The organism is Streptomyces sp. NPDC051907 (genome assembly GCF_040681075.1).
Classification (GTDB): domain Bacteria; phylum Actinomycetota; class Actinomycetes; order Streptomycetales; family Streptomycetaceae; genus Streptomyces.
Window position 1 is genome coordinate 1 of sequence record NZ_JBFAYB010000003.1, and the last position, 24,085, is coordinate 24,085.

Here is a 24,085-nt window from a genome sequence, read left to right on the forward strand (position 1 = left end):
CGTGCCGGGCCTCCCGCACCGGGCAGCCGTGCCGGGCCAGGCCCGCCGGGCCAGGTGCCGCCAGGCTCCCGCACTGGGATCAGCCGCGCCGGCCCCCGTGCCGGGCTCACCCCGCCAGGCCAGGCGTGCCGGGCCAGCCGTGCCGGGCTCCCGCACCGGGCTCACCCTGCCAGGCCAGGCGGCACCGCCCCCGCGCCATCTTCACCCCCGCCGCACCCCCGTGCCCCGCTTGAGCACCCGCATCGCCACGAAGCCCAGTACCGCCAAGACCGCTGCGATCAGCACGACCTTCGAGTAGGCGGAGACGTACCCGGACACCTCGTCCCACCTCTCGCCGAGCGCGTAACCGGCCATCACGAAGGCTGTGTTCCATATCGCGCTGCCCAGCGCCGTCAGCACCAGGAACACGGGCAGCGGCATGCGTTCCACGCCCGCCGGCACGGAGATCAGCGAGCGGAAGATCGGGATCATCCGCCCGAAGAACACCGCCTTCGCGCCGTGCCGGGCGAACCACGCCTCCGTTCGTTCGATGTCCGCGACCTTCACCAGCGGCAGCCGGGCCGCGATGGCGACGGTGCGGTCCCGGCCGAGCAGCGCCCCGACTCCGTACAGCGCGAGCGCGCCGATCACCGAGCCCGCCGTCGTCCACAGCAGCGCGGCGAGCAGGTTCATCTGCCCGGTGCTGGCGGCGAATCCCGCCAGCGGCAGGATCACCTCGCTGGGCAGCGGCGGAAAGAGGTTCTCCAGGGCGATGGCGATGCCCGCGCCCGGCGCGCCGAGGGTGTCCATGAGGCTGTCGATCCAGCCCGGTGCGCTGCTGTCGGCCATGGCGCGGGCCGGGCTGCCTGCGGTGACGTGGTCCATGGCGCCCACGCTAGGAAACCGAGGCTGAAGCCACCCTGAAGGCCGCCGCACGATGTCCTGCGGTTTTCCGCAGTGTGCGGGGCGGGCCCCAGCGGCTAGCGTGGCCGATCATGAAGGAACTGGCCGTGCGGGGAACGCGGTACGCGGCGGGACTCGCCTTCGGCGCTCTCACCGCCGTCGTGGAGGCCCTGTTCACGCTGGGCGCGGGCCTCGCCCTACTGCTCGTGCTGGCCTGGCCGCGCGGCCGGCGCGCCCTGCTGCGCTCGCTGAGCCCGGCCGCCGCCCGCCTCGCGGACGCCGAACGGCGCAGGCTCGCCCGCTTCCTGGGGGTGCGGATCTCCGCTACGTACGCCGACGCCCGCAGCGACGCCCTCGGCGCCGACACCGACACCGGCACCGACACCGACACCGACACCGGCACCGACACCGGCACCGGCACCGACACCGGAACCCGCGCCGACCACGACGCCCGCGACCTCCGCGGCGGGGCCCGGAACACCCGCGCCCTGCGCTATCTCGCCGCCCGCTGGCCGCTCGGCGCGCTCGGCGCGGTCGTCCTGGTCTGCATCGTCCTCGGCGTCGGGTACGGCACGTTCTTCCTCTACGCCTGGGCGATCACCGACCTCCTCCACCCCGGCGAGGTCGTTCTCGGCAGTCTCGCCGGCCTCTTCCTCCTCTTCCTCGCCGTCCAGGGAGTCTTCGGAGTCGCCGTCCTGGAAGGGCAGTTGGCGCGCCATCTCCTCGGCCCCAGCCACCAGGACGAACTGGAGCGGCGGATCGTGGAGCTGGCCGCCAGCCGCTCCGAGGTCATGGACGCCGTCACCGGCGAACGCCGCCGCATCGAACGGGACTTGCACGACGGAGTCCAGCAGCGCCTGGTCGCCCTCGGCATGCTGCTCGGCCGCGCCCGCCGCAGCCGCGATCCGGAGCGCGCCGACCAACTCCTGCTCCAGGCCCACGAGGAGAGCCGCCGCGCCCTCGCCGAACTGCGCGACGTGGCCTGGCGCGTCTACCCGACCGTGCTGGACGAGGCGGGCCTGCGCGCCGCCCTGGAGACCGTCGCCGATCGCACGCCGCTTCCGGTGCGGCTGGCGTACGCGGTGGCGGGCGAGCCGACCAGACAGGTCGAGACGGTCGCGTACTTCGTCGTCTCGGAAGCCGTCACCAACGTGGTCAAGCACTCGGGGGCCACCCGCATCGACGTGACCCTGAGCCGGGCTGCGGGCGATTCGCTGCGCCTGCGCGTCGAGGACGACGGCACGGGCGGCGCGGACCCCGCGGGCGGCGGACTCACCGGGCTGGCGAGCAGGGTCGCCGCCCTCGACGGCCGGTTCGGGGTGCACAGCCCGGCCGGCGGACCCACTGTGATCACTGCGGAGCTGCCGTGCGCGTAATCCTGGCCGAGGACTCGACCCTGCTGCGGGAGGGGCTGCTGCGGCTGCTCGCCGAGGAGGGCCATGAGGTGCTGGCGGCGGTCGGCGACGGCGAGCAGCTGGTGGCGGCGGTCGCGGCCGAGCAGCCGGACGTGGTGGTCGCGGACGTACGGATGCCGCCGACCCACACCGACGAAGGCCTGCGCGCCGCCCTGGAGATCCACCGCCGCTGGCCGCGGGTGGGCGTGCTGGTGCTGTCGCAGTACGTCGAGAAGCGGTACGCCACCGAGCTGCTGACCTCGGACTCCGAGGGCGTCGGCTACCTCCTGAAGGACCGGGTGGTCCAGGTGGACGAGTTCCTCGACGCGCTGGAGCGGGTCGGGCAGGGCCGGGCGGCCTTCGACCCCGACGTCGTACGGCAGCTCCTCGCCCGCAGCACGCGCGCCGATCCGCTGTCGCGGCTGACCGCGCGGGAGCGGGACGTGCTCGGCGAGATGGCGCAGGGGCATACGAACGCGGCCATCGCGGCCCGGCTGCACGTGTCGCAGAGCGCCGTCGAGAAGCACATCAACGCGATCTTTGAGAAGCTCGAGCTGACGGGCACGACGGGGTACTCCCGCCGGGTGCTGGCGGTCCTGCGCTATCTCGGCAGCTGAGCCCTGGACTCATTCGCGCGAGCCGCGGGACCGGATCCAGCCGCGGGACCCGGCCTAGCCGCAGCAGCCGCCGCCACAGCACCCGCCGCCTCCGCCGCCGCTCGCGGGCGCCGCGGCTCCCGCGGAGGCGGTCCCGCCGACGGCCACGGCGGAGAGCAGCTTGACGGTGTCCTCGTGTCCGGAGGGGCAGCTGGCGGGCGCGGAGGACTCGGCCATCGGGCGACTGACCTCGAAGGTGTCGTCGCAGCTGCGGCAGCGGTATTCGTAACGGGGCATTGGCACAGGTTAGCGGCATGGACGCGGACGGCGGCAGCCGTCGGCACGGGCCGGCGGAGGCACGGACGCCGACGGCGGCGGCCGTCGCCGCCGGAGCCGTGCGCCTCAGCCGCTCGGGGGCTGCTGCTCCAGGCTCCGCTGCTCGGGGCTCCCCGCCCCGGGCTGCAGCGGCCGCCGCTCATGGGCGGCCTCCTGCGCGGCCTCGTCGGGGTGACGGGTCTTCCAGTACGGATTGTCGTGGGGCAGCGTCGCGCTGACTCTTCCGTACATGCCGAAGAACATCAGCATCACGCCGACGACAAAGCTGAACAGCACGTTCTGGATCTCGAAGGCGAGGGGGTTGAAGCTCGAGTCCAGCAGGGCGAGGTTGACGAAGCCGCTGAGGATGAAGGCGACGCCCAGAACCATGTTCAGCGTCGAGGCGAAGTTGCCGCCGACGACCATGCCGACGAACAGCAGCGCTCCCACGCAGATGGAGAGCACGCTCAGTGCGCCGTTGGTGCTGAGTCCCGCGACCGTGTCGCCCTGGCGGTCGAAGAAGCCGATGTTGCCGGTCAGGCCGAGGATGCCGAAGGCGACCAGCACCAGGCCCATCAGGCCCGCGCCGATGCGGTAGACGCGGCTGAGATGGTGGTCGACGGGCAGATGCTCGTCGAGCTTGGTGCGGTGGGTCTTGGGATGCAGTACTTGTGTGGCCATGTCCGGCCTCCTTTGTACCTACTCCGCTTACGTACCACCCATAGTCCCAGAATTCGCCCGAGGGGAACCAGGGGAGACCGGGGCGAAAGGGGCGATCCGGGCGCGCGGGTACGGGCTGGGCCTCGGGCGGCCGAGTGCTCGGGTGCGGGCGCGGGTCTCAGCAGCCGGGCCTCGCGGGGCCCGGCCACTCGCGGGGCTGGGCTCGGCTGCTCGCGGGGCTCCGCTAGTGGTGCCCCGCGCCGCGATCCTCGCGGATCTGCTCGACGACCCGGGCGGCCGTGCGCCGGACCGCCTCGGCCTCGGTGAGGAAGTGCCAGTAGTCGGGGTGACGCCCCTCGAGCGAGGCGACGGCCCGGTCCAGCCGGGCCACGGAGTCGTCCAGCGGGCGCGCATGGCGCGGGTCGGGGGTGCTGCGGCCCGTCATGGCGAGGCGCTGGGCGTCCCGGACGGCGAAGCGGGTCCGCTCGATCTCCTGCTGCGGGTCCTTCGACACGGCGTTGAGCCGCTGGAGGCGGTCGCCGGCGGCGGAGACGGCCTCGTCGGTGGCGTTGAGCAGCGCGCGCACGGTGGAGAGCAGGGCCGTGGCGTCCGCCCACCGCTGCTCGTCGCGGGCCTTGCCGGCCTCCCGGAGCTTCTCCTCGGCCTGGCGGACGCTGAGCGCGGCCTGCTCGGGGACGGGCTGGAGATCCTGCCAGCAGGCGGCGGAGAAACGGCGCCGCAGCTCGCTGAGGACGGGCTCGACGGACTCGGCGCGGTTGGTGAGGGCCTGGGCGCGGGTACGGAGCGACACCAGGCGCTTGTCGGTCTCCGCGGCGCGCTCGGGCAGCCGCTCGGCCTCGGCCCGTACGCCCTCGGCGTCGCGCAGCACGCGGTCGGCGCGCTGAAGGGTCTCGGCGACGCCGTGCTGGCCCGCGCCTTGGTTGAGCTTGGTCAGCTCGGGCCCGAGGGCGGCGAGCCGGGCGGCGAGATCGTCCGCTCGCAGTCCAGAGCCCCGCGCTGAATCGAGAGCATTGCTCGCGGAAAGGAGCGCCTGTCGCGCCCGCTCCACGGCGGGCGCGAGCCGGGCGAGCTGCGTCTCCGCCTTGTCGAGCAGCGGCCCGAGCCCCTGGGCGAACCGGTCCAGCTCCCCCTTGACCCGTACGAGCTCGTCCTTGGCCCGCGTCAGCTCGCCGCGCGCCCGCGAGGCGACGGAGGCGTCGAGGTCGTCGCGGTCGAGATCGTGCGCGTCGACGGCGGTGATGTACGCATGGCTGACCTCGTCGATCCGGCGCCCCAGAGCGGCGAAGTCGTCGACGGCCCGGCGGGCGCCCGGCGAGCTGTCGACGGCCGAGATCGTCTCTATCGAGATCCGCAGGTCGCGCTGGGCGGTGTCCAGCTCGTAGAAGGCAGCGGCGGCGTCGTCCTTGGCGGCCTGGGCGTCGGCCCGCTGGCTCTCGCCGCGCCCGCCGAACCAGCGCCGGGTGCCCCCGCCGGCGAACGAGCCCGCGAGCGCCAGGGCGACGAGCGGCGCCGGCAGCAGCATCAGGGCGAGGACGTCGCGGACGGCACTCGCTTTCGCTCTTGCGTGCGGCCGCGCGTGTGTCGCCGTCACATCCCTCTCCCGTGCCGTGTCGCCCTTGCCCGGTTCATTGTCCCACCAGGTAATGACGAACACACAGGCCGGTTAGTTCGCGCTTCGCACCACGACTTCGCCGTTGTCGCTGCGCGCGTTGACGATGTGCGCGCTGCTCTTGTCGGTGGGCACGTCGACGTCCACGCTCCCGTTGTCGCTCTTGGCGGTGACGGCGTACGGCGCCCCGGCCGCGGGCAGCTCGATCTCGATCTCCCCGTTGTCGCTGACGCTCTCGACCCGGTCCGGCACCGCGGCGAGCCGGAGCTCGACGGCCCCGTTGTCGGACGCAGCGGTCACGGTCTTGGCGGAGACGCGCTCGGTGGCGATCTTCCCGTTGTCGCTGGCGAGCTCCAGGTCCCCGCTGGAGTCCCGTACGGTCACCGCGCCGTTGTCGGAACGGATCTTGAGATCGGTGTCGAACCCGGTGGCGGTGACGCTCCCGTTGTCGTCCTTCACGGTCACCGCGACCCCGCGCGGCACCTTCACGGTGTGCCGCGACTCGCAGTCGCTGGCGACGGCGTCGCACTCGACCCGCAGGGTGAGGGTCTCGCCCTCCATCTTCCACACGGGGTCGGGCCCCTCCCCGAAGAACACCCACCCGTCGACCTGCCGGGTCACCTCCACCTCTTTCACGTCGGCGGCCACGAGCTCCAGCCGGGAGTTGTCGGAGTCGATGACGAGCGCCTTCCCGGCCAGCGGAAACGCCTTGTTCTCGACGGGCGCGTCCTCGGCGTCGGCGCTCCCGCACCCGCTGACCCCGAGGGCGGCGACGACGACCCCCGCGGCGGCGACAAGCGTGCGGAGGCGGTCGGTACGGGCGGTGCGCAGTGCGGCCATGACGGGCGTTCCCCCAGGTAGTCGAGCTGACGGCCTCAGCGTAGAAGCCGGGGGGCCACCCCTTCGATGCGGTCGGCCACCGTGTCCTGGGTGGGGCTAACCCCCGCATCGCGACGGGGACGGGCGCCGGGCGCGGCTTCGGCGGGGCCTCGGCTCGGAACGGGTTTGCGGGGCGGCCCAGTGGGCCATGTACGCTGTTCTCTCATCCACGGGTGCGTAGCTCAGGGGTAGAGCGCTGCTCTTACAAAGCAGATGTCGGCGGTTCGAAACCGTCCGCGCCCACCAGTAGGAAGCAGCAGGTGAGAGCCTGCTCAGCCCCTCGGTCGATCATGGCCGAGGGGCTTTTCCTGTCCTATGGCTGCCACTGTCCGGGCGATCCTGTCTTCAGCCGAGAGAGCCGATGAAGCGGTCCAGCCGTGAGACGACGTGCCGCAGTACGTCAACGGATCCCGCGGCGTCGTCCGCGAGCTCCAGACCGTGATCCGCGGAGGGAACCTCCAGGACGTCGTGCCGTAGGGACTCGGCGACCCGCGCATCCCACAGCTTGTCGGCGCTGCCGCCGATGAGGAGGGTCGGCGCTTCGGCTCGCTGGAGAGCACGGGCCACATGGTCGATGGTCAGGACCGGGGTGAGCCAGGCTGCCGCGATGTTCCGATCAGCCGCGATGCCGCAGGCGAGCGAGCCCAAAGACTTGCCGACGAGAAGGCGACAGGCCCCTGCCTCGGCGTCGACGGCCTGGGCGACGTGCCGCTCCACCCACGCGATCCGGTCGTCCACGGTGAGCTGCGAGAAGTCGTCCGGGACCTGCCACCACAGCTCTTGGACCGTCCAGCCGTGTTGGAGGAGCACCTCACGAGCGAAGTGCAGCAGCGGCCTGGCGGGCGAGTAGCCGACGCCTGGAGCGACGACTGCGACACGGTCGGGGTCACCGTCGAACCGGGTGGGGACCGTGAAAGGGGAGGGGTCGGGCATGGCCGCAGGCTACTAGTCAGGTGATCGCATGACTGGCGCCCGGTCAGATGGACGATCTGCCGTTCGGTCGCCGGCCCGGCACCCTGTCGCGCATGGGCCTGCGGCAGCGCGGGCAGTTCACTGATCTTCCATGTGGCCGCAGGAAGAGCAGACCCATAGGTCGCGCTGCAGCCACATGGTGTGCCGGCAGAGGGGGCATCCGGTCGTGTGGATGCCGTGCGGGCCCATGAGCGGCGGGTCCGGGGTGCTGGCCGCGTAGCGCACGATGCGGGCGCGGACGCGTTCGTCGTCGGTCCGGGCCATGCGCAGCAGGTGCGCTGTGCGGGTGCGGGCCTCGTCTGCGAATTCGGTCATCTCGCGCGCAGGCTATCGAGGCGGGCCGCAACGGCGGAGCCGGCGGCTCGACTTCACCCCGACGGGTCATATGACCGGCGTGTCCGGAACCATTCTCGCCCCGGTCTCGTAGAGCGGGTTGCCGGGGGCGGGTTGGACGCGGAAGAACGCGGTCGTCACGGACCGGTAGCCGCGGTGGTCGGGGTGCCGGCCCGTGTGCCTGAGGGCCCATTCCTCCGGGGCGCCCTTGTCGTCGCTCGCGCCGGATCCCTCGTGGCAACGGGTGCATTCGAGCTCGAAAATGGGGGCGGACGCGCCGGGGGTCCGGTCGACGCTCAGCGTCCAGTCGGCCAGCTTGACGACGGCTCGGCTCATTGCGGCTCCGGTCCACGGTTGGGCCACTCGACACGCGAGATGCGGTTGGAGTGCGGGCCTGTGTGCCCCGGCTCCCGGTTGCAGCGCGTATCCGTGCCGGGCTTCTTGACCCAGCAGTAGCAGGGGATGGCCACGCGGCGCGGGGAGGTGTACGGCGTCATGTCGCGGCCCCTTGCAGCGCGTCGGCAGCCGCGACGAGAGCGTGCCGCTTGCGGCACGGGGCGCACGCCCGCAGCGGGAAGGGCGGGCCCGAGGTGCGGTCGATCGACCGTACTTCCCTGGCCGAACCGGACCAGTCCTCATGCCAGTCGCACCACTGGGACAGCCCCGCGTCGGAGGCCCCCGAGGGGTGGGTTTGCGAGTCCATGGCCTGACCGTAGGGCCGGGCCCCGGGCACCATGGACACAGATTGTGCCCCCTCGGCTACGCGGCGAGCATGCCCAGCTTCACCGCGAGCTCCGACGCACGGCGACGTCGACCCGGGCTCTTCGACTCGGCCTCTTCCAGCACGATCCTCTTCGCGTACCCGTTGTACTGGACCGTCTCGGGCGCCGCCTCGTGTGCCTGCGCCAGCGTCGCCAGCGCGACATCGGGCTGGCCGTCCAGCTGGTAGCCGCGCGCCTCCTCGATCCGGTGCCGTGCCCGCCGGGGCCGGGACGGGATCGTCATGGCATCCGACGCCGCCGCCTGCCGCACACTCTCCCCGCCGGCGTGCAACTCCACCGCGATCGTGACCGCGTGCGCGCCCATGACGGCCCGGGAGAACGACGTCACCGGGTGGTAGTAGCCGGCCGGGAGCCGATCGGCCATGGCGCGCGCCTGGTCCCAGTACCGCCAGGCGGCGCCGGTCTCTCCGCGGCGGGCGGCGGTGTACCCGGCCTCGAAGGTGAGCGCCCCGGCGATGGCCAGGACCTCGTCGTCGGCATCCGGAAGCAGCGGTTCCAGATAGGCGAGGGTCTGCAGGTTGACGGTGTCCGCAGCGTCGAAGTGGCCGTGGCCGGAGTCCCGGTGGGCTTGTGCCGCCAGCCACGCCGCCACGCCGAGGGCGTGCGGGTCCTCGGACATCTGGGCTGCGACCATGCCCCGTTCGGCGACCCGCCACAGCAGTGCGGCGTCCGGCTGGTACGCGACGAAGAACTGGGCGAGCGAGTACACCTCGCTGAGGATCGCCTGCGCCGCCGGGGCGTTCGCGGCCTGCTGCGCCTGCCGTACCGCCAGCTGCGCGTCACGGATCAGGTCGGGCAGCAGCGCGCCCACGACCTCTCTGTGGTTCGGCGCGGTGTGCCGGGCGCCCCACGCACGGGCGAGCCGGTGCTCCAGGTGCGCCAGCGGCGGCGCTTCCGTGCTCGGGTCGAGCGGAAACGCGTCGACCGCTGCCTTTACGGCGGCGAGCCGCGGGTGTCCGGGGCCGGTGAACAGGTCGATGCGCACGCTCTGGTCGCCGGTGAGGTCCGCGAGGTTCCGTACCCGCAGCAGCTCGGCCAGCCGCAGGACGACCTCCAGCTTCGGCGTCTTCAGCCGGCCGGTCTCGACGCCCTTCACCCAGGAGCCGGACAGGCCCATGAGGCCGCCGAGCTGGTCGCGGGTCATGCCCTTACGGGTGCGGAGGATCTGCAGACGCTGGCCGAACACCAGCGGGTCGGCGTACGGATCCGGGGTAGCGTCAGGTGACACGGCCATGCCCCTCTACTGTGTGCAGCTCGTCACTGTCAGGGTATGGGGCGGGCCTTTTTCATGTGAGCCACTCACGAACCACGAGTGCGCCCCCCTGCCCGCGAGCCCGCAAGGGGGGAGGCCGGTGCGACGCCTGCCGTAGACGCATAGCGCGTGCGATGGTGGGGGTGTGACCTTGGAGGACCTCGTCCGGCTGCGCCGGGCCCGCGACCTGATGGACCGCGCGTACGCGGAGCCGCTCGACGTTCCCGCGCTGGCTCGTGTCGCTCTCATGTCGCCGGGGCACTTCTCCCGCAGCTTCCGGGCCGCCTACGGAGAGACGCCGTACAGCTACCTGATGACGCGCCGCATCGAGCGGGCCAAGGCGCTGCTGCGGCGGGGCGATCTGACGGTGACCGAGGTCTGCTTCGAGGTCGGCTGTACGTCGCTGGGGTCGTTCAGCTCGCGCTTCACCGAGCTGGTCGGCGAGAGCCCGAGCGCCTACCGGGCCCGCCCCCATGACGAGGGCGCCGCCGTCCCCGCCTGCATCGCCAAGATCCACACCCGGCCGGTCAGGAATGGAGAAGCACAACCAGCCCCCCGCCCGTAGCGTGAAACGCATGGACATCAACCTTTCGCAGTGCTTCATCGCCGTCGACGACCATGACAAGGCCCTCGCCTTCTACCGGGACGTCCTCGGGCTGGAGGTGCGCAACGACGTCGGGTTCGAGGGCATGCGCTGGGTGACCGTCGGGTCGCCGTCGCAGCCCGATGTGGAGATCGTCCTCGAGCCGCCGCTCGCGGACCCGAACGCCTCGGCCGCCGACCGGCAGACCATGACGGAACTGCTGGCGAAGGGCCTGCTGCGCGGCGTCATCTTCCGGACCGACGACTGCGACGCTGTCTTCGAGCGCGTCCGCGCCGCGGGCGGCGACGTGCTGCAGGAGCCGATCGACCAGCCTTACGGCGTCCGCGACTGCGCCTTCCGCGACCCCGCCGGCAACATGCTGCGCTTCGCCCAGCCCCGCAAGCAGTGAGCCCTGGCGGCCCGTCGCACCCGGCGCCGTAGGCCCAAGTGGCCTGGCCGCCTTGGCTCTTGAGCCGAGCGCCACCGGGGCGGGGCCGGTCGGACGGGTTCGAGCCGCGCGGACGGCCCCGCCGAGCACGAGATCACTCAGCCGCCCGATCAGCGGCCCGATCAGCGGCCCGAACAATTGCCCGGTCCGCTGGCAGCGAATCCGTTGCCGCGATCGCGTCGACGAACAAGAATCAGCCGTACTGCTGCTCGAACCTGGTCAGATCGCGACAGGCGACACCGACGGGTCCCGCGAAAGCGGCCCCCGCCTCACAGATGGAGACACGACGAGCCATGGCTAAGAGAACGGACACGCAGTCGCCTGCGCCGCACGCCGCCGACAGCCACGACCTGATCCGCGTGCACGGCGCCCGCGAGAACAACCTCAAGGACGTCAGCATCGAGATCCCGAAGCGCCGGCTGACGGTGTTCACCGGCGTCTCCGGCTCGGGCAAGAGCTCGCTGGTGTTCAACACCATCGCCGCGGAGTCGCAGCGGCTGATCAACGAGACGTACAGCAGCTTCGTCCAGGGCTTCATGCCGACGCTCGCCCGCCCCGAGGTCGACGTGCTCGACGGTCTGACCACGGTGATCACCGTCGACCAGCAGCGGATGGGCGCCGACCCGCGCTCCACCGTCGGCACCGCGACCGACGCCAACGCGATGCTGCGCATCCTCTTCAGCCGGCTCGGCAAGCCCCACATCGGGCCGCCCAGCGCGTACTCCTTCAACACCGCCACGGTCCGGGCGAGCGGCGGGATCACCGTCGAACGCGGCGACGCCAAGACCAGGACCGTGAAGGCGACCTACAACCGCACCGGCGGCATGTGCACACGCTGCGAGGGCCGGGGCAAGGTCTCCGACATCGACCTCACACAGCTCTACGACGACTCCAAGTCCATCGCGGAGGGCGCGTTCACCATCCCCGGCTGGAAGTCGGACAACGTGTGGACCGTGGGGATCTACGCCGAGTCGGGGTTCCTCGACCCGAACAAGCCGATCCGCCGGTTCACCAAGAAGGAGATGCAGGACTTCCTCTACCGCGAGCCGACCAAGGTCAAGGTCAACGGCGTCAACCTCACCTACGAGGGGCTGATCCCGAAGATCCAGAAGTCCTTCCTGTCCAAGGACAAGGAGGCGATGCAGCCGCACATCCGGGCGTTCGTGGAGCGGGCGGTCACCTTCACCACCTGCCCCGAGTGCGACGGCACCCGCCTGAGCGAAGGCGCCCGTACGTCGAAGATCAAGCGGATCAGCATCGCCGACGCCTGCGCGATGGAGATCAGGGACCTCGCCGAATGGGTCCGCGGCCTCAAGGAGCCGTCGGTGGCCCCGCTGCTCGCGGCGCTCCAGCGGACCCTCGACTCGTTCGTGGAGATCGGCCTCGGCTACCTCTCGCTCGACCGGCCCGCGGGCTCGCTGTCGGGCGGCGAGGCGCAGCGCGTCAAGATGATCCGCCACCTCGGCTCCTCGCTCACCGACGTCACCTATGTCTTCGACGAGCCGACCATCGGTCTGCACCCCCACGACATCCAGCGGATGAACGACCTGCTGCTGCGGCTGCGCGACAAGGGCAACACGGTGCTCGTCGTGGAGCACAAGCCCGAGGCGATCGCGATCGCCGACCACGTCGTCGACCTCGGACCCGGCGCCGGCACCGCGGGCGGAACCGTCTGCTTCGAGGGCACGGTCGAGGGGCTGCGGGCCGGCGACACGATCACCGGCCGTCATCTCGACGACCGGGCCGCCCTCAAGGAGACGGTGCGCACGCCCTCCGGCGCGCTGGAGATCCGCGGCGCGACGGCGAACAACCTGCGCGACGTCGACGTCGACATCCCGCTCGGCGCGCTCGTCGTGATCACCGGTGTCGCGGGCTCCGGCAAGAGCTCCCTGGTGCACGGGTCACTGCCACACCAGTCGGGGGCCGCCGGCGAGGCCGTGGTGTCGGTCGACCAGACGCCGATCCGCGGCTCGCGGCGGAGCAACCCGGCGACGTACACCGGTCTGCTCGACCCGATCCGCAAGGCCTTCGCGAAGGCCAACGGCGTCAAGCCGGCGCTGTTCAGCGCCAACTCCGAGGGCGCGTGCCCCACCTGCAACGGCGCCGGGGTCATCTACACCGACCTCGCGATGATGGCGGGCGTCGCCACCCCCTGCGAGGACTGCGAGGGGAAGCGGTTCCAGGCGGAGGTGCTGGAGTACCGCTTCGGCGGCCGCGACATCAGCGAGGTGCTCGCGATGTCGGTGACGGAGGCCGAGGAGTTCTTCGGCGGGGGCGAGGCGGCCACGCCGGCCGCGCACAAGATCCTCGATCGGCTCGCCGACGTCGGACTCGGCTACCTCACCCTCGGCCAGCCGCTTACCACCCTGTCCGGCGGCGAGCGGCAGCGCCTCAAGCTGGCCACTCACATGGGCGACAAGGGCGGTGTGTACGTCCTCGACGAGCCGACCACCGGCCTCCACCTCGCCGACGTCGAGCAGCTGCTCGGGCTGCTCGACCGGCTCGTCGACTCGGGCAAGTCCGTGATCGTCATCGAGCACCACCAGGCGGTCATGGCGCACGCCGACTGGATCATCGACCTCGGCCCCGGCGCCGGCCACGACGGCGGCAAGGTCGTCTTCGAGGGCACGCCCGCGAAGCTGGTCGCCGACCGCTCCACCCTCACCGGGGAGCACCTCGCGGCGTACGTCGGCGCCTGACGGAGGCGGTCGCGTACGCCGTGTACACCGCGTACACCGTGCACTTCGCGTCGACGGCGTACACCGCGTACATCGCGTACATCGCGTACACCGCGCACACCGCGTCTACCGTGGGGCGAGCTCTCTCAGCTGCGGGAGCTCGCCCCGCTGGGCGGTCTCGCTCAGGCCCGCTCGGCGGGCTGCGCGGCCTCCGACTCCGTGGGCAGCCAGTTGTGGCCTTCGCTCCAGTGGTTCACCCACCCGCAGGACGGACAGGCGTACCGGCCGTCGATCCCGTAGACCTGGGTGCCGCACTGCTGGCAGTCCGTGCTGGTGATCTCGGTTCCCGTCGTCGCCGCGGTCTCGGGGGCACGTTCCGGATGCCGGGTCATGCCCGGACTGTATCGGCGGCGGCGGGCCTGAGCCGCCCGTTGCCGCCCGTTGTCGGCCGCCCCGCCGTCAGGCCTCGATGGAGCGGAGCGTCCGTTCGCGGACGGTGTCCAGGAAGGCCGGGACGTCGTCCATGTCGGTCCCGGCGCAGCGCACGATCAGCCCCATCACATCGCCCATGGACAGCGCGTTGACGACGGGATGCTCGTCGGCGAGCTCCAGGCGGTGCTCGATCCGCTCGACCATGAGCAGGGCGAGGCTGAGCTCGGGCACATGGCTGGTGTGGCCGTACGAGAGATCCTTCTTGATGACCCACATCTGCGGAATGATCGCTCCGTAGACGACGATGTGCGTCAGCGCGAACAAGGCACGCGCTATCTCGTGCGCCGCCTGCGGATCCTCGTCGTCTCCGTGCAGGGCGGCGATGGCGTCGGTGTCCTCCGCGAGATGGGCCTGGATGAGCGCGATGCCGTGCAGCACTTCGTCCGTGGTGTACGGCTTGGTGTACTCGCCGTCCATGCGCACCGATTCCCTTCCGATGGGCGGGGCTCGCAGCGATCACAGTCTGGCAGCCGAGGCGAAGGGCGTGCGGCTGAACGGACGCGATCTGCGGTAACGAGCGCTCAAGGGGGCGCACTTCGCGGCGCCGCACCACCAGCGCTCGCATCACAGGGGGCGATTGGGCGTGCGGCGAGGGCGTGCGGCGTGCCCGACGGCGTTCGTGGGCGTGCTGCGTGCCCAATGGCGGTTCGAACGCACCGGGTGCCTTACGGGGGCGGGGCGCAGCGGCGATCGGCCGACCCCGGTTTCTCGGCTGGCCCCTGACGCCGCCTGGCGCGTCACCCGAATGGACGCGGGCAAGTGGTCGCGCCGGCGACCCCGGCGGAGGCTCGGGGGGACCGACCTGAGCACTCGACTCTAGGAGCCTCCCGTGACTCAAGCCATGGGCACGCCCGGCGCACCGCGGGATTCCAAGCCCGCAGGCGGCGCCTCGATCGCGGCAAGCGGCGGCACCATGTTCGCCGGCGTGCTGCTGCTGGTGAACGGCATCCTCGGCATCCTCCTGGGCATCACCGCGATAGCCAAGGACGACGTCTACGCCCGTCTCGGCGACTACGTCTACAAGTTCGACCTCACGGCCTGGGGCTGGATCCACCTCATCCTCGGTGTGCTCCTGGTCTTCACCGGCCTGGGCATCCTCAAGGGCGCGGACTGGGCCCGGGTGGTGGGCATCACGCTCGCGTCGTTCATGATCATCGCCAACTTCCTCTGGCTGCCGTACCAGCCGGTGTGGGCGATCATCTCGATCGCCATCGACGTCTTCGTCGTCTGGGCGCTCTGCACGGACCACCCGAAGAAGGACGCGTCGCGGCACGCGGCGTAGACGGGTTGCGGGGCGGGGATGTGCGGGGCCTTGCGGGGCTCCGCCCCGGACCCCGCGCCTCAATCTCCCCCAGACTTCGTCCGGGGGGACCCCCACGGGGCTGAAATCGCCGGTCGCGTGTCGCCTCAAACTCCCCCAGACTTCTTCCGGGGGACCCCCACGGGGCTGGAGGTGCCCGCGGGGGCGCGGGTGCTTCGATCAGTGACAATCCGTGCTGGGCGCACTACCGTTGACGGGCGGTTGGAACGGCGGACACCGGGGGCGCGTTGACTGGTTCAGCAGTGCTGTCGGGGGAAGCTGCGGGGATCGGGGGCGCCGAAGCATGATTCTTTCCGAGGAACTCCGTGTGCCGCGTGACGCGGGGGTTCAGGAGCAGGAGGCGTTCGCCGAGCGGCGGATGCCCGCGGCGGCCGACGGCGGCGGGAATCCGCACACCGAGGAGCACACGACCGTCGTGCCGGCCGACGCGCTGGCCAGCATTCCGCAGATCTCCGCCCCCGCAGGGATGAACAACCTGCCCACGACCGCCACCGACGTCTTCGTCGGCCGGAAGCACGCCCTGGCGTCCATCGAGAACGTGCTGACCGCGGGCGGCGGAGTGATCACCCAGGCCACGGCCGTGCACGGCCTCGGCGGCGTCGGCAAGACTTCGCTGGCCCTCCACTACGCGTGGGCGCGGCGCGACGACTACTCCCTGGTGTGGTGGATCACCGCAGAGACCGAGGAGCAGATCGGCTCCGCCTTCGCCGACCTCGCCGTCTTCCTGCACCCGCGCTGGGCGCTCGGCGCCACGCCGAAGGAGCAGAGCCAGTGGGCCCTCGCCTGGCTGCACGAGCACACCGGCTGGCTGCTCGTCTACGACAACGCCGAGGATCCCAACCACGTCAATCCGTACGTGGGCAAGCTCTTCGGACGCGGCCACCAACTGGTCACCAGCCGCCGGGCGACCGGCTGGCACACCGGCACCGAGCTGGTCCGGCTCGACGTGCTGTCCCCGGACACCGCCGCCGACCTGCTCTGCCGGGTCGCGCTGCCCGGGCGGGCCCCTCAGCTCGCCGAGCTGCGGCACGCGACCGAGCTCGCCGCCGACCTGGGGCGGCTGCCGCTGGCGCTGGCACAGGCGGGCGCGTATCTGCGGGAGACGGGCACCTCCTTCTCCGCGTACCGGACCCTGCTGCGCACGACCCCGGACGCCGCGCTCGGCGCGGCGGCCGACGGCACGGACACCACCCGGACCATCGCCCGCATCTGGCAGACCACGCTCGCCTCGGTCCTGCGGCGCGACCCCTTCGCCGTCCGGCTCTTACGGGTGCTCGCGTGGTACGCCCCCGAGGCGCTGCCGTGCGAGGTACTGCACCCGCTGTCGCAGCGGCCGGGCGACGTCGACGCGGCGCTGGGGCTGCTCGCGGACTACAACATGATCACGCTCGGCCCGCAGACGGTCACCGTCCACCGGCTGCTCCAGGCGGTGCTGCGCGGCAGCGGGGACGCGGGCGGCGACGGCGGCGAAAGCGGCGATACAGGCGGAGGCGGAGCGACTCCTGCCCGTCGGCTGCACGTGGACGCCGAGCGCGCGATGGCCCAGACCCTGCGCGCGAGGGCCGAGTCGGAAGCGGAGACCGAAGCGGAGTCGGAGGCCGCTTCCGGCGAGCCGGAGCCACGGGACAGCTCCACGGAGTCACGGAGCAGCTTCACGGGCCCGAGCGGCCACCCCGCCAAGGACCCCGCCGCAAGCCCCACCCCCGGCCCCGCCCCCACCCCCGCCCCCGGCCCCGAGACCCAGCGCCTTCTGCAGTCCCTCCTCCCGCACATCCAGTCCCTCGCCGCCGCGGGCCCCTCCCGCAGCCCGCACCCCGACGTCGTCTCCCTCTACCGCCGCGCCGCCGACGAACTCGTCGTACGCGACCAGCGGATGCTCGCCATCCCGCTCCTCGACGCCGTGGTCCACGGCCAGACCGAGCTGCTCGGCGTGGAGCACCCCGACACCCTCGACAGCCGGGACCTCCTCGCCGAACTGCACAGCAAGGCCGGCGAGCCCGCCAAGGCGGTCTCCCTCTGCCACGACGTCTTCCTCGACCGGATGCGCGTGTTCGGCGGCGACCACCCCTCCACCCTCGCCAGCCGTGACCGCCTCGCCCACGCCTACCGGAAGGCGGGCCACAGCAGCCGTGCGGTGCGGGAGTTCGAGACGGTCGTCGCGGACCGCGGCCGCGTCCTCGGCCCCGACCACTCGGACACCCTGCGCAGCCGCAGCGGCCTCGCGTACGCGCTCCAGCTCGCCGGGGAGCACCGGCGCGCCGTGCGGGAGTACGAGCGGGTGGTCGCCGACTGCACGCGCGTGCTGGGCCCCGAGCACCCCGACACGCTGAGCAGCCGCAACGGACTCGCGTACGCCCACCGGGTCGCCGGGGACCACCGGCTGGCGATCGAGCTGTACGCGCAGGCCGTCGCCGACCGCGCCCGGGTGCTGGGCGCCGAGCACCCCGACACCCTCACCAGCCGCGGCTGGCTGGCCGACGCCCACCGCGTCGCGGGCGAGCACCGGCAGGCCGTCGGACTGCTGGAGGAGGTCCTCGCCGACCGGGTCCGGATCCAGGGCGCGGACCACCCCGACGTGCTGCGCTGCCGCGGAGACCTCGCCTACGCGCGGGGCGCCGCCGGGGAGCTCGCCGTCTCCGTGCGGGAGTTCGAGGAGCTCGCGGCCGACTACGGCCGGGTGATGGGGCCCGACCACCCGGACACGCTCGACACCCGCGAGGAGCTGGCCGTCGCCTGCCGCGACGCGGGCGACCGACGGCGGGCCATCCGGCTCTTCGAGGAGCTGATCGCCGACGCCGTGCGGGTGCGGGGCGCGGACCACCCCGAGACGCTGAGCTTCCGCAACGGCCTGGCCTATTCACGCCAGTCGGCGGGGGAGCACGCGGCGGCGGTCGTCGCGTTCGAGGCGCTGCTGGCCGACCGGGCCCGGGTGCAGGGCGCCGAGCACCGGTCCACGCTCGTCGCCCGGGAGAACCTCGCCTACGCCTACAGCGAGGCCGGGGAGCACCGGCGCGCGATCCGGCTCTACGGCGAGCTGATCCGCGACCGCTCCCGGATCCAGGGCCGCAACCACCCGCAGACGCTCGACACCCGCTGGTCCATCGCCCGCACCTACAACGAGGCCGGCGAGCACCGGCGGGCGATCGCGCTGTTCGAGCGGCTCGCCCGCGATCGCGCGAGCGCGCTGGGCGCCGACCATCAGCAGACGCTGAGAACCCGGTTCTGGCTGGCGCTCGCCTGCCGCGAGGCGGGCGACCGACGGCGGGCCGTCCGGCTCTTCGAGGAGCTGATCGCCGACGACGTACGGGTGTGGGGCGCGGACCATCCCGAGACGTACGGCAGCCGGAACAACCTCGCCTTCACCCGGCAGGAGGCGGGCGACTACCGCACGGCGGTCGCCGAGCTGGAGACGCTGCTGGCGGACCGGGTCCGGACGCAGGGCGCCGAGCATCCCTCCACGCTCCACGCCCGCGCGAACCTGGCGTACGCCTGCCGGGACGCCGGAGACGACCAGCGCTCCCTCGACCTGTACGAGGAGCTGCTCCGCGACCGGGTGCGGCTCCAGGGGCACGACCACCCCGACACGCTCACCACCCGCGGGTCGATCGCCGGCGGACTGCGGCTGACGGGCCGGTGCCGGGAGGCGGTCGCGGGCTTCGAGGCGCTGCTCGCCGACCGGACCCGGCTGCTGGGCGCCGACCATCCGGACACGCTCGCCACACGCTGGGGGCTGGCCGACGCGCACCGGGCCGCGCTGGAGCACCGTCAGGCGATGCGGGTGGCCGAGGAGCTGGTCGGGGACCGTACGAGGGTGCTCGGCGGGGACCATCCGCAGACGCTGAACAGCCGCTGGCAGCTCGCGTACGTATGCCAGTACGCGGACGCCCACGCGCGGGCGGTCGAGCTGTTCGAGGAGCTGGTCCAGGACCGTACGAGGGTCTTCGGCGGCGACCATCCGCAGACGCTGAACACCCGCTACTGGCTCGCCCACACACTGGCGGGGGCCGGGCGGCACCGGCAGGCCGTGCGCCACTACGAGCGGCTGATCCGCGACTTCGCCCGGGTCAACGGCGACGACCACGCGGAGACGCTGGGCTGCCGCAGCGGCCTGGCGCGCACCCGCAGGGCCGCGGGCCAGTTCCGGCGTGCCATCGCCGACTTCGACGCGCTGATCGCCGACCAGATCCGGGTGCAGGGCGCCGACCACTGGGCGGTGCTCCTCGCCCGCTCGAGCCAGGCGTTCGCCTGCCAGGACGCGGGCGACGACCGGCGCGCGGTCGCCATGCGCGAGGACCTCGTCCGGGACACCACGCGGATCCACGGCCCCGAGCACGCCGACGCCCTGGACGCCAGGTTCTGGCTCGCGTACGCCTGTCAGCGGGCCTGGGACCTGGAGCGGGCCGCGGAGCTGTACGAGACGCTCGTCGAGGACAACGCCCGGATCCGGGGCGCGGACCACACCGAGACGCTGGCCTGCCGCAACAAGCTCTACCACGTACGGCAGTTGGCGGGGGAGCACGCGAAGGCGGTGCCCGGCCTCGAGGCGCTGCTCGCCGACCGGACCCGGGTGCAGGGCGCCGGCCATCCGGCCGCGCTGGTCGCGCGCGCCAACCTCGCGCTCGCCCTGCGGGAGGCGGGCGACCACGAGCGCGCGATCCGGCTCTACCGCGAGCTGACCGTCGACCGCGACCGGCTCGACGGACCGGACCATGTGTCCGCCCTCAACGCCCGCGAGGACCTCGCCCGGAGCTACCGCGAGGCGTGCGACCACGCACGCGCCTTCGAGGTGCGCGAGACGCTGGTGCGCGACCGGGTCAGGGTGCAGGGAGCGGACCACCCGGACACGCTGTGGACGCGGCACGAGCGGGCGCTCGACCGGCGCTGGCGCGGCGACTTCCGCGGGGCCGTCGAGGACCTTCTGTCGGTGCTCGCGGACCGCGCACGGGTGCTGGGCGCGGACCACCACTCCACGCTCAACAGCCGGGCCGCGCTGGCCAGGACGCGGATGCTGGCGGGGCTGCACGCGCAGGCGGTGGCGGACTTCGAGGGGCTGCTGGACGACCGGCTGCGGATCCACGGGCCCGAGCACCTGGACGTCCTGGACGACCGCAAGGACGTCGCCCTCGCCTACCGGATGGCCAAGGACCACCGGCGGGCGGTCGCCCAGCTGGAGGAACTCGCCGGCGACTGCGCCCGTCTCCACGGCGCCGCCCACCCCTTCACCCTGGAGGCCAGGGCGGCGCACGCCCTGGTCCGCGCGGAGACGGGCCCGCCGAGCACGGCCGTCGGCCTCGCCGAGTCCCTGGTGGCCGACAGCGCCGGGCGGTGGGGTCCGTACAGCCCCCATACGCTCGCCTGCCGCGAGGTGCTGGCTCACGCGCTGCTGCACGCGGACGATCCGCAGGGCGCGATCGGGGCGTACGAGTCCGTCCTCGCCGACCGCGCCCGCACGCTCGGACTGGGCCTGCCCGGCACGGTGGCGGAGCTCGTGCGCGTCCATGAGCAGGGCTCGCTCGCCGCCGTCGTCGCCGCGACCCGTCGCCCGTACCAGCTGCGGGGCTTCGCCGCGCCGGTCGAGAGCCTGGCCCGCGCGTACGGCGAGGCCGGCGACTGGCACACGGCGGTCGCCCTGCTGCGGGCGGTGTGCACCGGGCGCGCCCGCGTCTTCGGCGCGGCGCACCCCGAGACCCTGAAGATCCGCACGGTGCTGGCGGTCGCCTGCATGGCCGCGGGCGAGGAGGACGCCGAGGGGCTCGGCCGCCGCGAGGAGCTGCTGGCCGACTGGGAGGACGCCTTCGGCGCGACCCACCCCCAAGTGGCGGACCTGCGCCGCAGGTTCGAGCGCATGAGCCCGGCCCGGGCGCTGAGAGTCTCCCTCCTCGACGACGCGCGCGTCGGCCGGTCCTCGCGCATCGAGGTCCGCCTGGAGAAGCCGGCCGTCCGGGAGGCCCGCCCGGACTCCGGGACGGCGCCGCCCACGGGCGGGGGCGGCGATGCGGCGCCGGTGGAGCACGCCGCGTCGGAGCAGCGCGTCGAGGCGCCGGAGAAGGCCGAGCCGGAGCAGCGCCCCGCACGGGAGACGCCCGAGACACTCGATTCGGCGGAGACGACCGCGCCCGAGACACCCGATTCGCCCGAGACGACCGTGCCCGAGACACCCGACACGACCGCGCCCGACACACCGCCGCCGGGCGGGCCGCAGCCGCCCGCCCCCGCCATCCCCCTGCTGCTCGTCGCCGGGGTGCGCTCCGACGCGGTCATCGAGCCCGCAGCCGCCGAGTACACCCCGGGGGCCGCGCCCGCCGGGTTCGTCTTCACTCCCGCCGAGCCAGGAGCCCATCGGATCCGACTGACCGTGTACGACCAGCGGTACGGCGTCGTACTCCAGGACCTCGAAGCCACCGTCGACGTACCAGCAGCTCAAAGGGACTGAACCGATGTCCAGAGATCTCGCGGTCGAGATCCGGCAGAATCCGTCGCTCGACTACACCGCCCTGCCGCCCCAGCGCGGCAGCACCCCGCCCGACCTCGTCACCCGAGAGCCGCTCGACCTCGTCGTCGCGCTGCGGCGCCATCAGACGGACCGGCTGCACATCACCGCCTTCCGGCCCGACGAGCGGTCCCCGCGGACCCGGCTGCACCGCGCCCAGCTGGAGATCACCGAGACCGCGGTGCTGCGCGCCGCCGCCCGGCTCCGGTCGGTCTGGCGCGATCTGCTGGTACGCCATCAGTTCACCGACGCCGACGGCATGTCCGACGGCACGTTCCCCTTCGCCGACGCCGCCGATCTGACCCCCATCTCCGCGCTGTCGCGCCGGCTGACCGAGGAGCTCGCCGAGGAGGGCCGCGACCTGCTCGACAGCCTGCTCGACGGCAACAGCCTGGAGCTCAGGTCGTTCCGGTCGTTCCTCACCGACACCCTCGCCGGCGATCTGCCGCTGCGCGTCAGCTTCGACTCGGACGTCTACCTGCCGTGGCCGATGCTGGCCGTGGAGCCCGCCGGCTGCGAGAAGGACGTGTGGAACACCTTCCTCGGCCACCGGCACCAGGTGGAGCAGACCGGCAGCTCCTACCAGATGGTCCAGGGACCGGGCGTCGCCCACGCGCTCCCCGTGGCGAGCCTCAACACCGACTCCACCCTGGAGACCGTGGCCAGGGCCCCCGAGGTGCGCAAGCTCCTGGAGGAGCGGTCGCATCTGACCGTGCACACCGAGTCCGCGACCTTCCTCGACGCGCTCTCCGGCGCGGTGTTCGACGAGGACGTCATGTACTTCTGGTGCCACGGGCACTTCGTCGAGAACGGCTCGGCCAGCCCCCACCTCGCGGTCCGGCTCTCCGACGACCGCCAGATCGACGCCGAGCTCGTACGCCGTCGCCGTCGCCGCTTCCGGGGCCTGTACGACGCCCGCTTCCGTCCGTTCGTCCTGCTCAACGCCTGCCACTCCGGCCAGGCGGCCGCCGCGCCCGAACTGGACCACCTCGGCAAGGCGCTGATCGACCTGGGCGCCGACGGCGTGCTCGGCCCGCAGATCGAGATTCCCCAGGTCTTCGCCACGGAGTACGCGTACGCCTTCCTCGACCTCTATCTCGCCGGCGGCAGCACGGCGGGAGAGATATCCCAGGCGCTGGTGCGCCGCTTCGCGCGTGAGTTCCACAACCCGCTGGCTCTCACGTACTCCCTGCACTGCGGGATCGACAGCAGAGTGGAGCTCGCCTCGTGATCCCCAGACCCCGGCGGGGCGCCGCCCGTCCCGCCCGCCCCGCAGTCCGCGCCGCCCGCGTCGGCCGGCCCCGCGCCGTTCCGCCCAGAGTCGCCCCGCCCAGAGTCGTCGCGGTCGACCTCGACGAGAAGGGGCGGCTGCTCGTCCCCGGCACCGCCACGCCCGTCCCCACCGCCCGGCTCGGCGAGCATCTCGCCCGCCATCTGGCCGTCCCGGCCCGCGCGAGCGACATCTACGTCTACGTCCACGGCTGGCAGACCGCCCCAGGGACCGCCGCCAAGACCGCGGCCGCGCTCGTCCAGCAGGCGCGGACGCTGTACGAGAGCCACCCGGAGCGCTACGCCCCGCTGGCCGCCGCCGGCCAGGGCTACCGGCCCTGGTGCGTCGCCGTGCGCTGGCCGTCCTCCAGCCTGCCCACCCTCGCCGGCTACCGCAGGATCCGGGACCGCGCCCACGCCATGTCCAGCCCCGGGACCGGCCACGCCCCCTATGTCCTGGGGCATCTGCTGGGCTACCTCGACGCGCACCGCGCCGACCCCAGGTCGCCGGCCGTGCTGGCCAACCGCAACGGCCAGTATCTGCATCTGGTGGGCCACTCCTTCGGCGGCCGCTTCCTGTGCGAGGCCGTGCAGCGGTCGGCCGAGCGACCGGCCGGGCCGCAGGTGCTGGGCTGGAGCACAAAGGCCGACCCGCGGCGGCCGTTCACCGCCGACAGCGCGCTGATCTTCCAGATGGCCGCGCCGCGCGACGCGTTCGACCGGCTCTTCCCCACGCTCTTCCCGGGCGGGGACCGGCCCGGCGCGCCGCTGAGCGGCCCGCTCGTGCTGACCCACTCCCGCTGGGACCGGGCCACCGGCTTCTGGCATCTACGGGCCGAGGGCGCCCCGGGCATCGGCCACGCGGGGGCCTCCGTCGCGCCCGTGCCGCAGTTCACCACCCGGATCCGGCCGGTCCAGACGCCGTACGAGCCGGCCGAGCTGGACCACCGCATCGTCAACGTGGACGCCAGCGGGCTCTACCGCGGCAGCCGGCGCACCCGCCTCGCCCCCGCGGGCGCGCACTCGGACTTCCAGCACCCCGAGTCCGCGCATCTGCTGCTGAGCCTCGCCTCCATGGCCCGATGACCCGCGGGTGACGGACACTGGGG

General features: G+C 72.8%; 21 protein-coding genes and 1 tRNA gene. 10 read left to right on the top strand and 12 right to left on the bottom strand.

From position 1 onward, the window contains the following. Nucleotides 1-201: 201 nt before the first annotated feature. Nucleotides 202-864, bottom strand: a complete 663-nt coding sequence (locus AB0M39_RS02580) for a DedA family protein (protein ID WP_365359323.1) — start codon at nt 862-864, stop codon at nt 202-204. A gap of 110 nt (nt 865-974) precedes the next feature. Between AB0M39_RS02580 and AB0M39_RS02585 the strand changes: the two genes are divergently transcribed. Continuing rightward, a complete protein-coding gene (locus AB0M39_RS02585; RefSeq protein WP_365359325.1) occupies nt 975-2,258 on the top strand; it encodes a histidine kinase in 1,284 nt (427 codons plus the stop codon). Further along, a complete protein-coding gene (locus AB0M39_RS02590; RefSeq protein ID WP_365359327.1) occupies nt 2,249-2,893 on the top strand; it encodes a response regulator transcription factor in 645 nt (214 codons plus the stop codon). Before AB0M39_RS02585 ends, AB0M39_RS02590 begins: the two co-directional genes overlap by 10 nt. A gap of 54 nt (nt 2,894-2,947) precedes the next feature. On the opposite strand, the gene AB0M39_RS02595 is transcribed toward AB0M39_RS02590, so the two are convergent. The 4 genes from AB0M39_RS02595 to AB0M39_RS02610 form a co-directional block, all read right to left on the bottom strand. Next, the gene (locus AB0M39_RS02595; protein ID WP_365359329.1) at nt 2,948-3,169 is read right to left on the bottom strand and encodes a zinc ribbon domain-containing protein; all 222 of its coding nucleotides are present in this window, start codon (nt 3,167-3,169) and stop codon (nt 2,948-2,950) included. A 105-nt stretch (nt 3,170-3,274) separates the two neighbouring features. Next, entirely contained in the window at nt 3,275-3,868 is a 594-nt protein-coding gene (locus AB0M39_RS02600) for a DUF4383 domain-containing protein (protein WP_365359331.1), read from the bottom strand. A 223-nt stretch (nt 3,869-4,091) separates the two neighbouring features. Continuing rightward, a complete protein-coding gene (locus AB0M39_RS02605; protein ID WP_365359333.1) occupies nt 4,092-5,459 on the bottom strand; it encodes a hypothetical protein in 1,368 nt (455 codons plus the stop codon). 72 nt (nt 5,460-5,531) lie between these two features. After that, entirely contained in the window at nt 5,532-6,317 is a 786-nt protein-coding gene (locus AB0M39_RS02610; protein WP_365359335.1) for a DUF4097 family beta strand repeat-containing protein, read from the bottom strand. A 210-nt stretch (nt 6,318-6,527) separates the two neighbouring features. Between AB0M39_RS02610 and AB0M39_RS02615 the strand changes: the two genes are divergently transcribed. After that, nucleotides 6,528-6,602 (top strand) — tRNA-Val (locus AB0M39_RS02615). Nucleotides 6,603-6,701: 99 nt separating this feature from the next. Here the strand turns inward: AB0M39_RS02615 and AB0M39_RS02620 are convergent. The 5 genes from AB0M39_RS02620 to AB0M39_RS02640 form a co-directional block, all read right to left on the bottom strand. Beyond that, nucleotides 6,702-7,289 carry an alpha/beta hydrolase gene (locus AB0M39_RS02620; protein WP_365359337.1) on the bottom strand — a complete coding sequence of 196 codons (588 nt, stop codon included), beginning with the start codon at nt 7,287-7,289 and terminating at the stop codon, nt 6,702-6,704. 117 nt (nt 7,290-7,406) lie between these two features. Next, on the bottom strand, nt 7,407-7,643 hold the full coding sequence (locus tag AB0M39_RS02625) for a hypothetical protein (RefSeq protein ID WP_365359339.1): 237 nt from the start codon (nt 7,641-7,643) through the stop codon (nt 7,407-7,409). Nucleotides 7,644-7,709: 66 nt separating this feature from the next. Continuing rightward, complete coding sequence (locus AB0M39_RS02630) at nt 7,710-7,997, bottom strand: hypothetical protein (RefSeq protein WP_365359341.1); 288 nt, start codon at nt 7,995-7,997, stop codon at nt 7,710-7,712. Nucleotides 7,998-8,154: 157 nt separating this feature from the next. Further along, a complete protein-coding gene (locus tag AB0M39_RS02635; protein ID WP_365359343.1) occupies nt 8,155-8,364 on the bottom strand; it encodes a hypothetical protein in 210 nt (69 codons plus the stop codon). Nucleotides 8,365-8,420: 56 nt separating this feature from the next. Beyond that, nucleotides 8,421-9,671 (bottom strand): helix-turn-helix transcriptional regulator, encoded by a 1,251-nt coding sequence (locus tag AB0M39_RS02640; RefSeq protein ID WP_365359746.1) that lies wholly within the window; start codon nt 9,669-9,671, stop codon nt 8,421-8,423. A gap of 169 nt (nt 9,672-9,840) precedes the next feature. On the opposite strand from AB0M39_RS02640, the gene AB0M39_RS02645 reads away from it, so the two are divergent. The 3 genes from AB0M39_RS02645 to AB0M39_RS02655 all read left to right on the top strand — a co-directional run bounded on the left by AB0M39_RS02645 (nt 9,841) and on the right by AB0M39_RS02655 (nt 13,425). Beyond that, on the top strand, nt 9,841-10,260 hold the full coding sequence (locus tag AB0M39_RS02645; RefSeq protein ID WP_365359345.1) for a helix-turn-helix transcriptional regulator: 420 nt from the start codon (nt 9,841-9,843) through the stop codon (nt 10,258-10,260). A gap of 10 nt (nt 10,261-10,270) precedes the next feature. Beyond that, nucleotides 10,271-10,687: a VOC family protein gene (locus AB0M39_RS02650; protein ID WP_365359347.1), complete on the top strand. Its 417-nt coding sequence runs from the start codon at nt 10,271-10,273 to the stop codon at nt 10,685-10,687. A gap of 332 nt (nt 10,688-11,019) precedes the next feature. Continuing rightward, nucleotides 11,020-13,425 carry an excinuclease ABC subunit UvrA gene (locus AB0M39_RS02655; protein WP_365359349.1) on the top strand — a complete coding sequence of 802 codons (2,406 nt, stop codon included), beginning with the start codon at nt 11,020-11,022 and terminating at the stop codon, nt 13,423-13,425. Nucleotides 13,426-13,586: 161 nt separating this feature from the next. Here AB0M39_RS02655 and AB0M39_RS02660 read toward each other — a convergent pair whose 3' ends face one another. After that, nucleotides 13,587-13,796, bottom strand: a complete 210-nt coding sequence (locus tag AB0M39_RS02660) for a hypothetical protein (protein WP_365359351.1) — start codon at nt 13,794-13,796, stop codon at nt 13,587-13,589. A 67-nt stretch (nt 13,797-13,863) separates the two neighbouring features. Further along, a complete protein-coding gene (locus AB0M39_RS02665; RefSeq protein WP_365359353.1) occupies nt 13,864-14,313 on the bottom strand; it encodes a DUF6224 family protein in 450 nt (149 codons plus the stop codon). 424 nt (nt 14,314-14,737) lie between these two features. Between AB0M39_RS02665 and AB0M39_RS02670 the strand changes: the two genes are divergently transcribed. The 4 genes from AB0M39_RS02670 to AB0M39_RS02685 all read left to right on the top strand — a co-directional run bounded on the left by AB0M39_RS02670 (nt 14,738) and on the right by AB0M39_RS02685 (nt 24,062). Continuing rightward, nucleotides 14,738-15,178, top strand: a complete 441-nt coding sequence (locus AB0M39_RS02670) for a hypothetical protein (protein ID WP_365359748.1) — start codon at nt 14,738-14,740, stop codon at nt 15,176-15,178. Nucleotides 15,179-15,524: 346 nt separating this feature from the next. Beyond that, nucleotides 15,525-21,650, top strand: coding sequence for a tetratricopeptide repeat protein (locus AB0M39_RS02675; RefSeq protein ID WP_365359355.1), 6,126 nt, complete (start codon nt 15,525-15,527; stop codon nt 21,648-21,650). 4 nt (nt 21,651-21,654) lie between these two features. After that, nucleotides 21,655-22,938: a CHAT domain-containing protein gene (locus AB0M39_RS02680; RefSeq protein WP_365359357.1), complete on the top strand. Its 1,284-nt coding sequence runs from the start codon at nt 21,655-21,657 to the stop codon at nt 22,936-22,938. Next, nucleotides 22,935-24,062 (top strand): hypothetical protein, encoded by a 1,128-nt coding sequence (locus AB0M39_RS02685; protein ID WP_365359359.1) that lies wholly within the window; start codon nt 22,935-22,937, stop codon nt 24,060-24,062. Before AB0M39_RS02680 ends, AB0M39_RS02685 begins: the two co-directional genes overlap by 4 nt. The last annotated feature ends 23 nt before the right edge of the window (nt 24,063-24,085 follow it).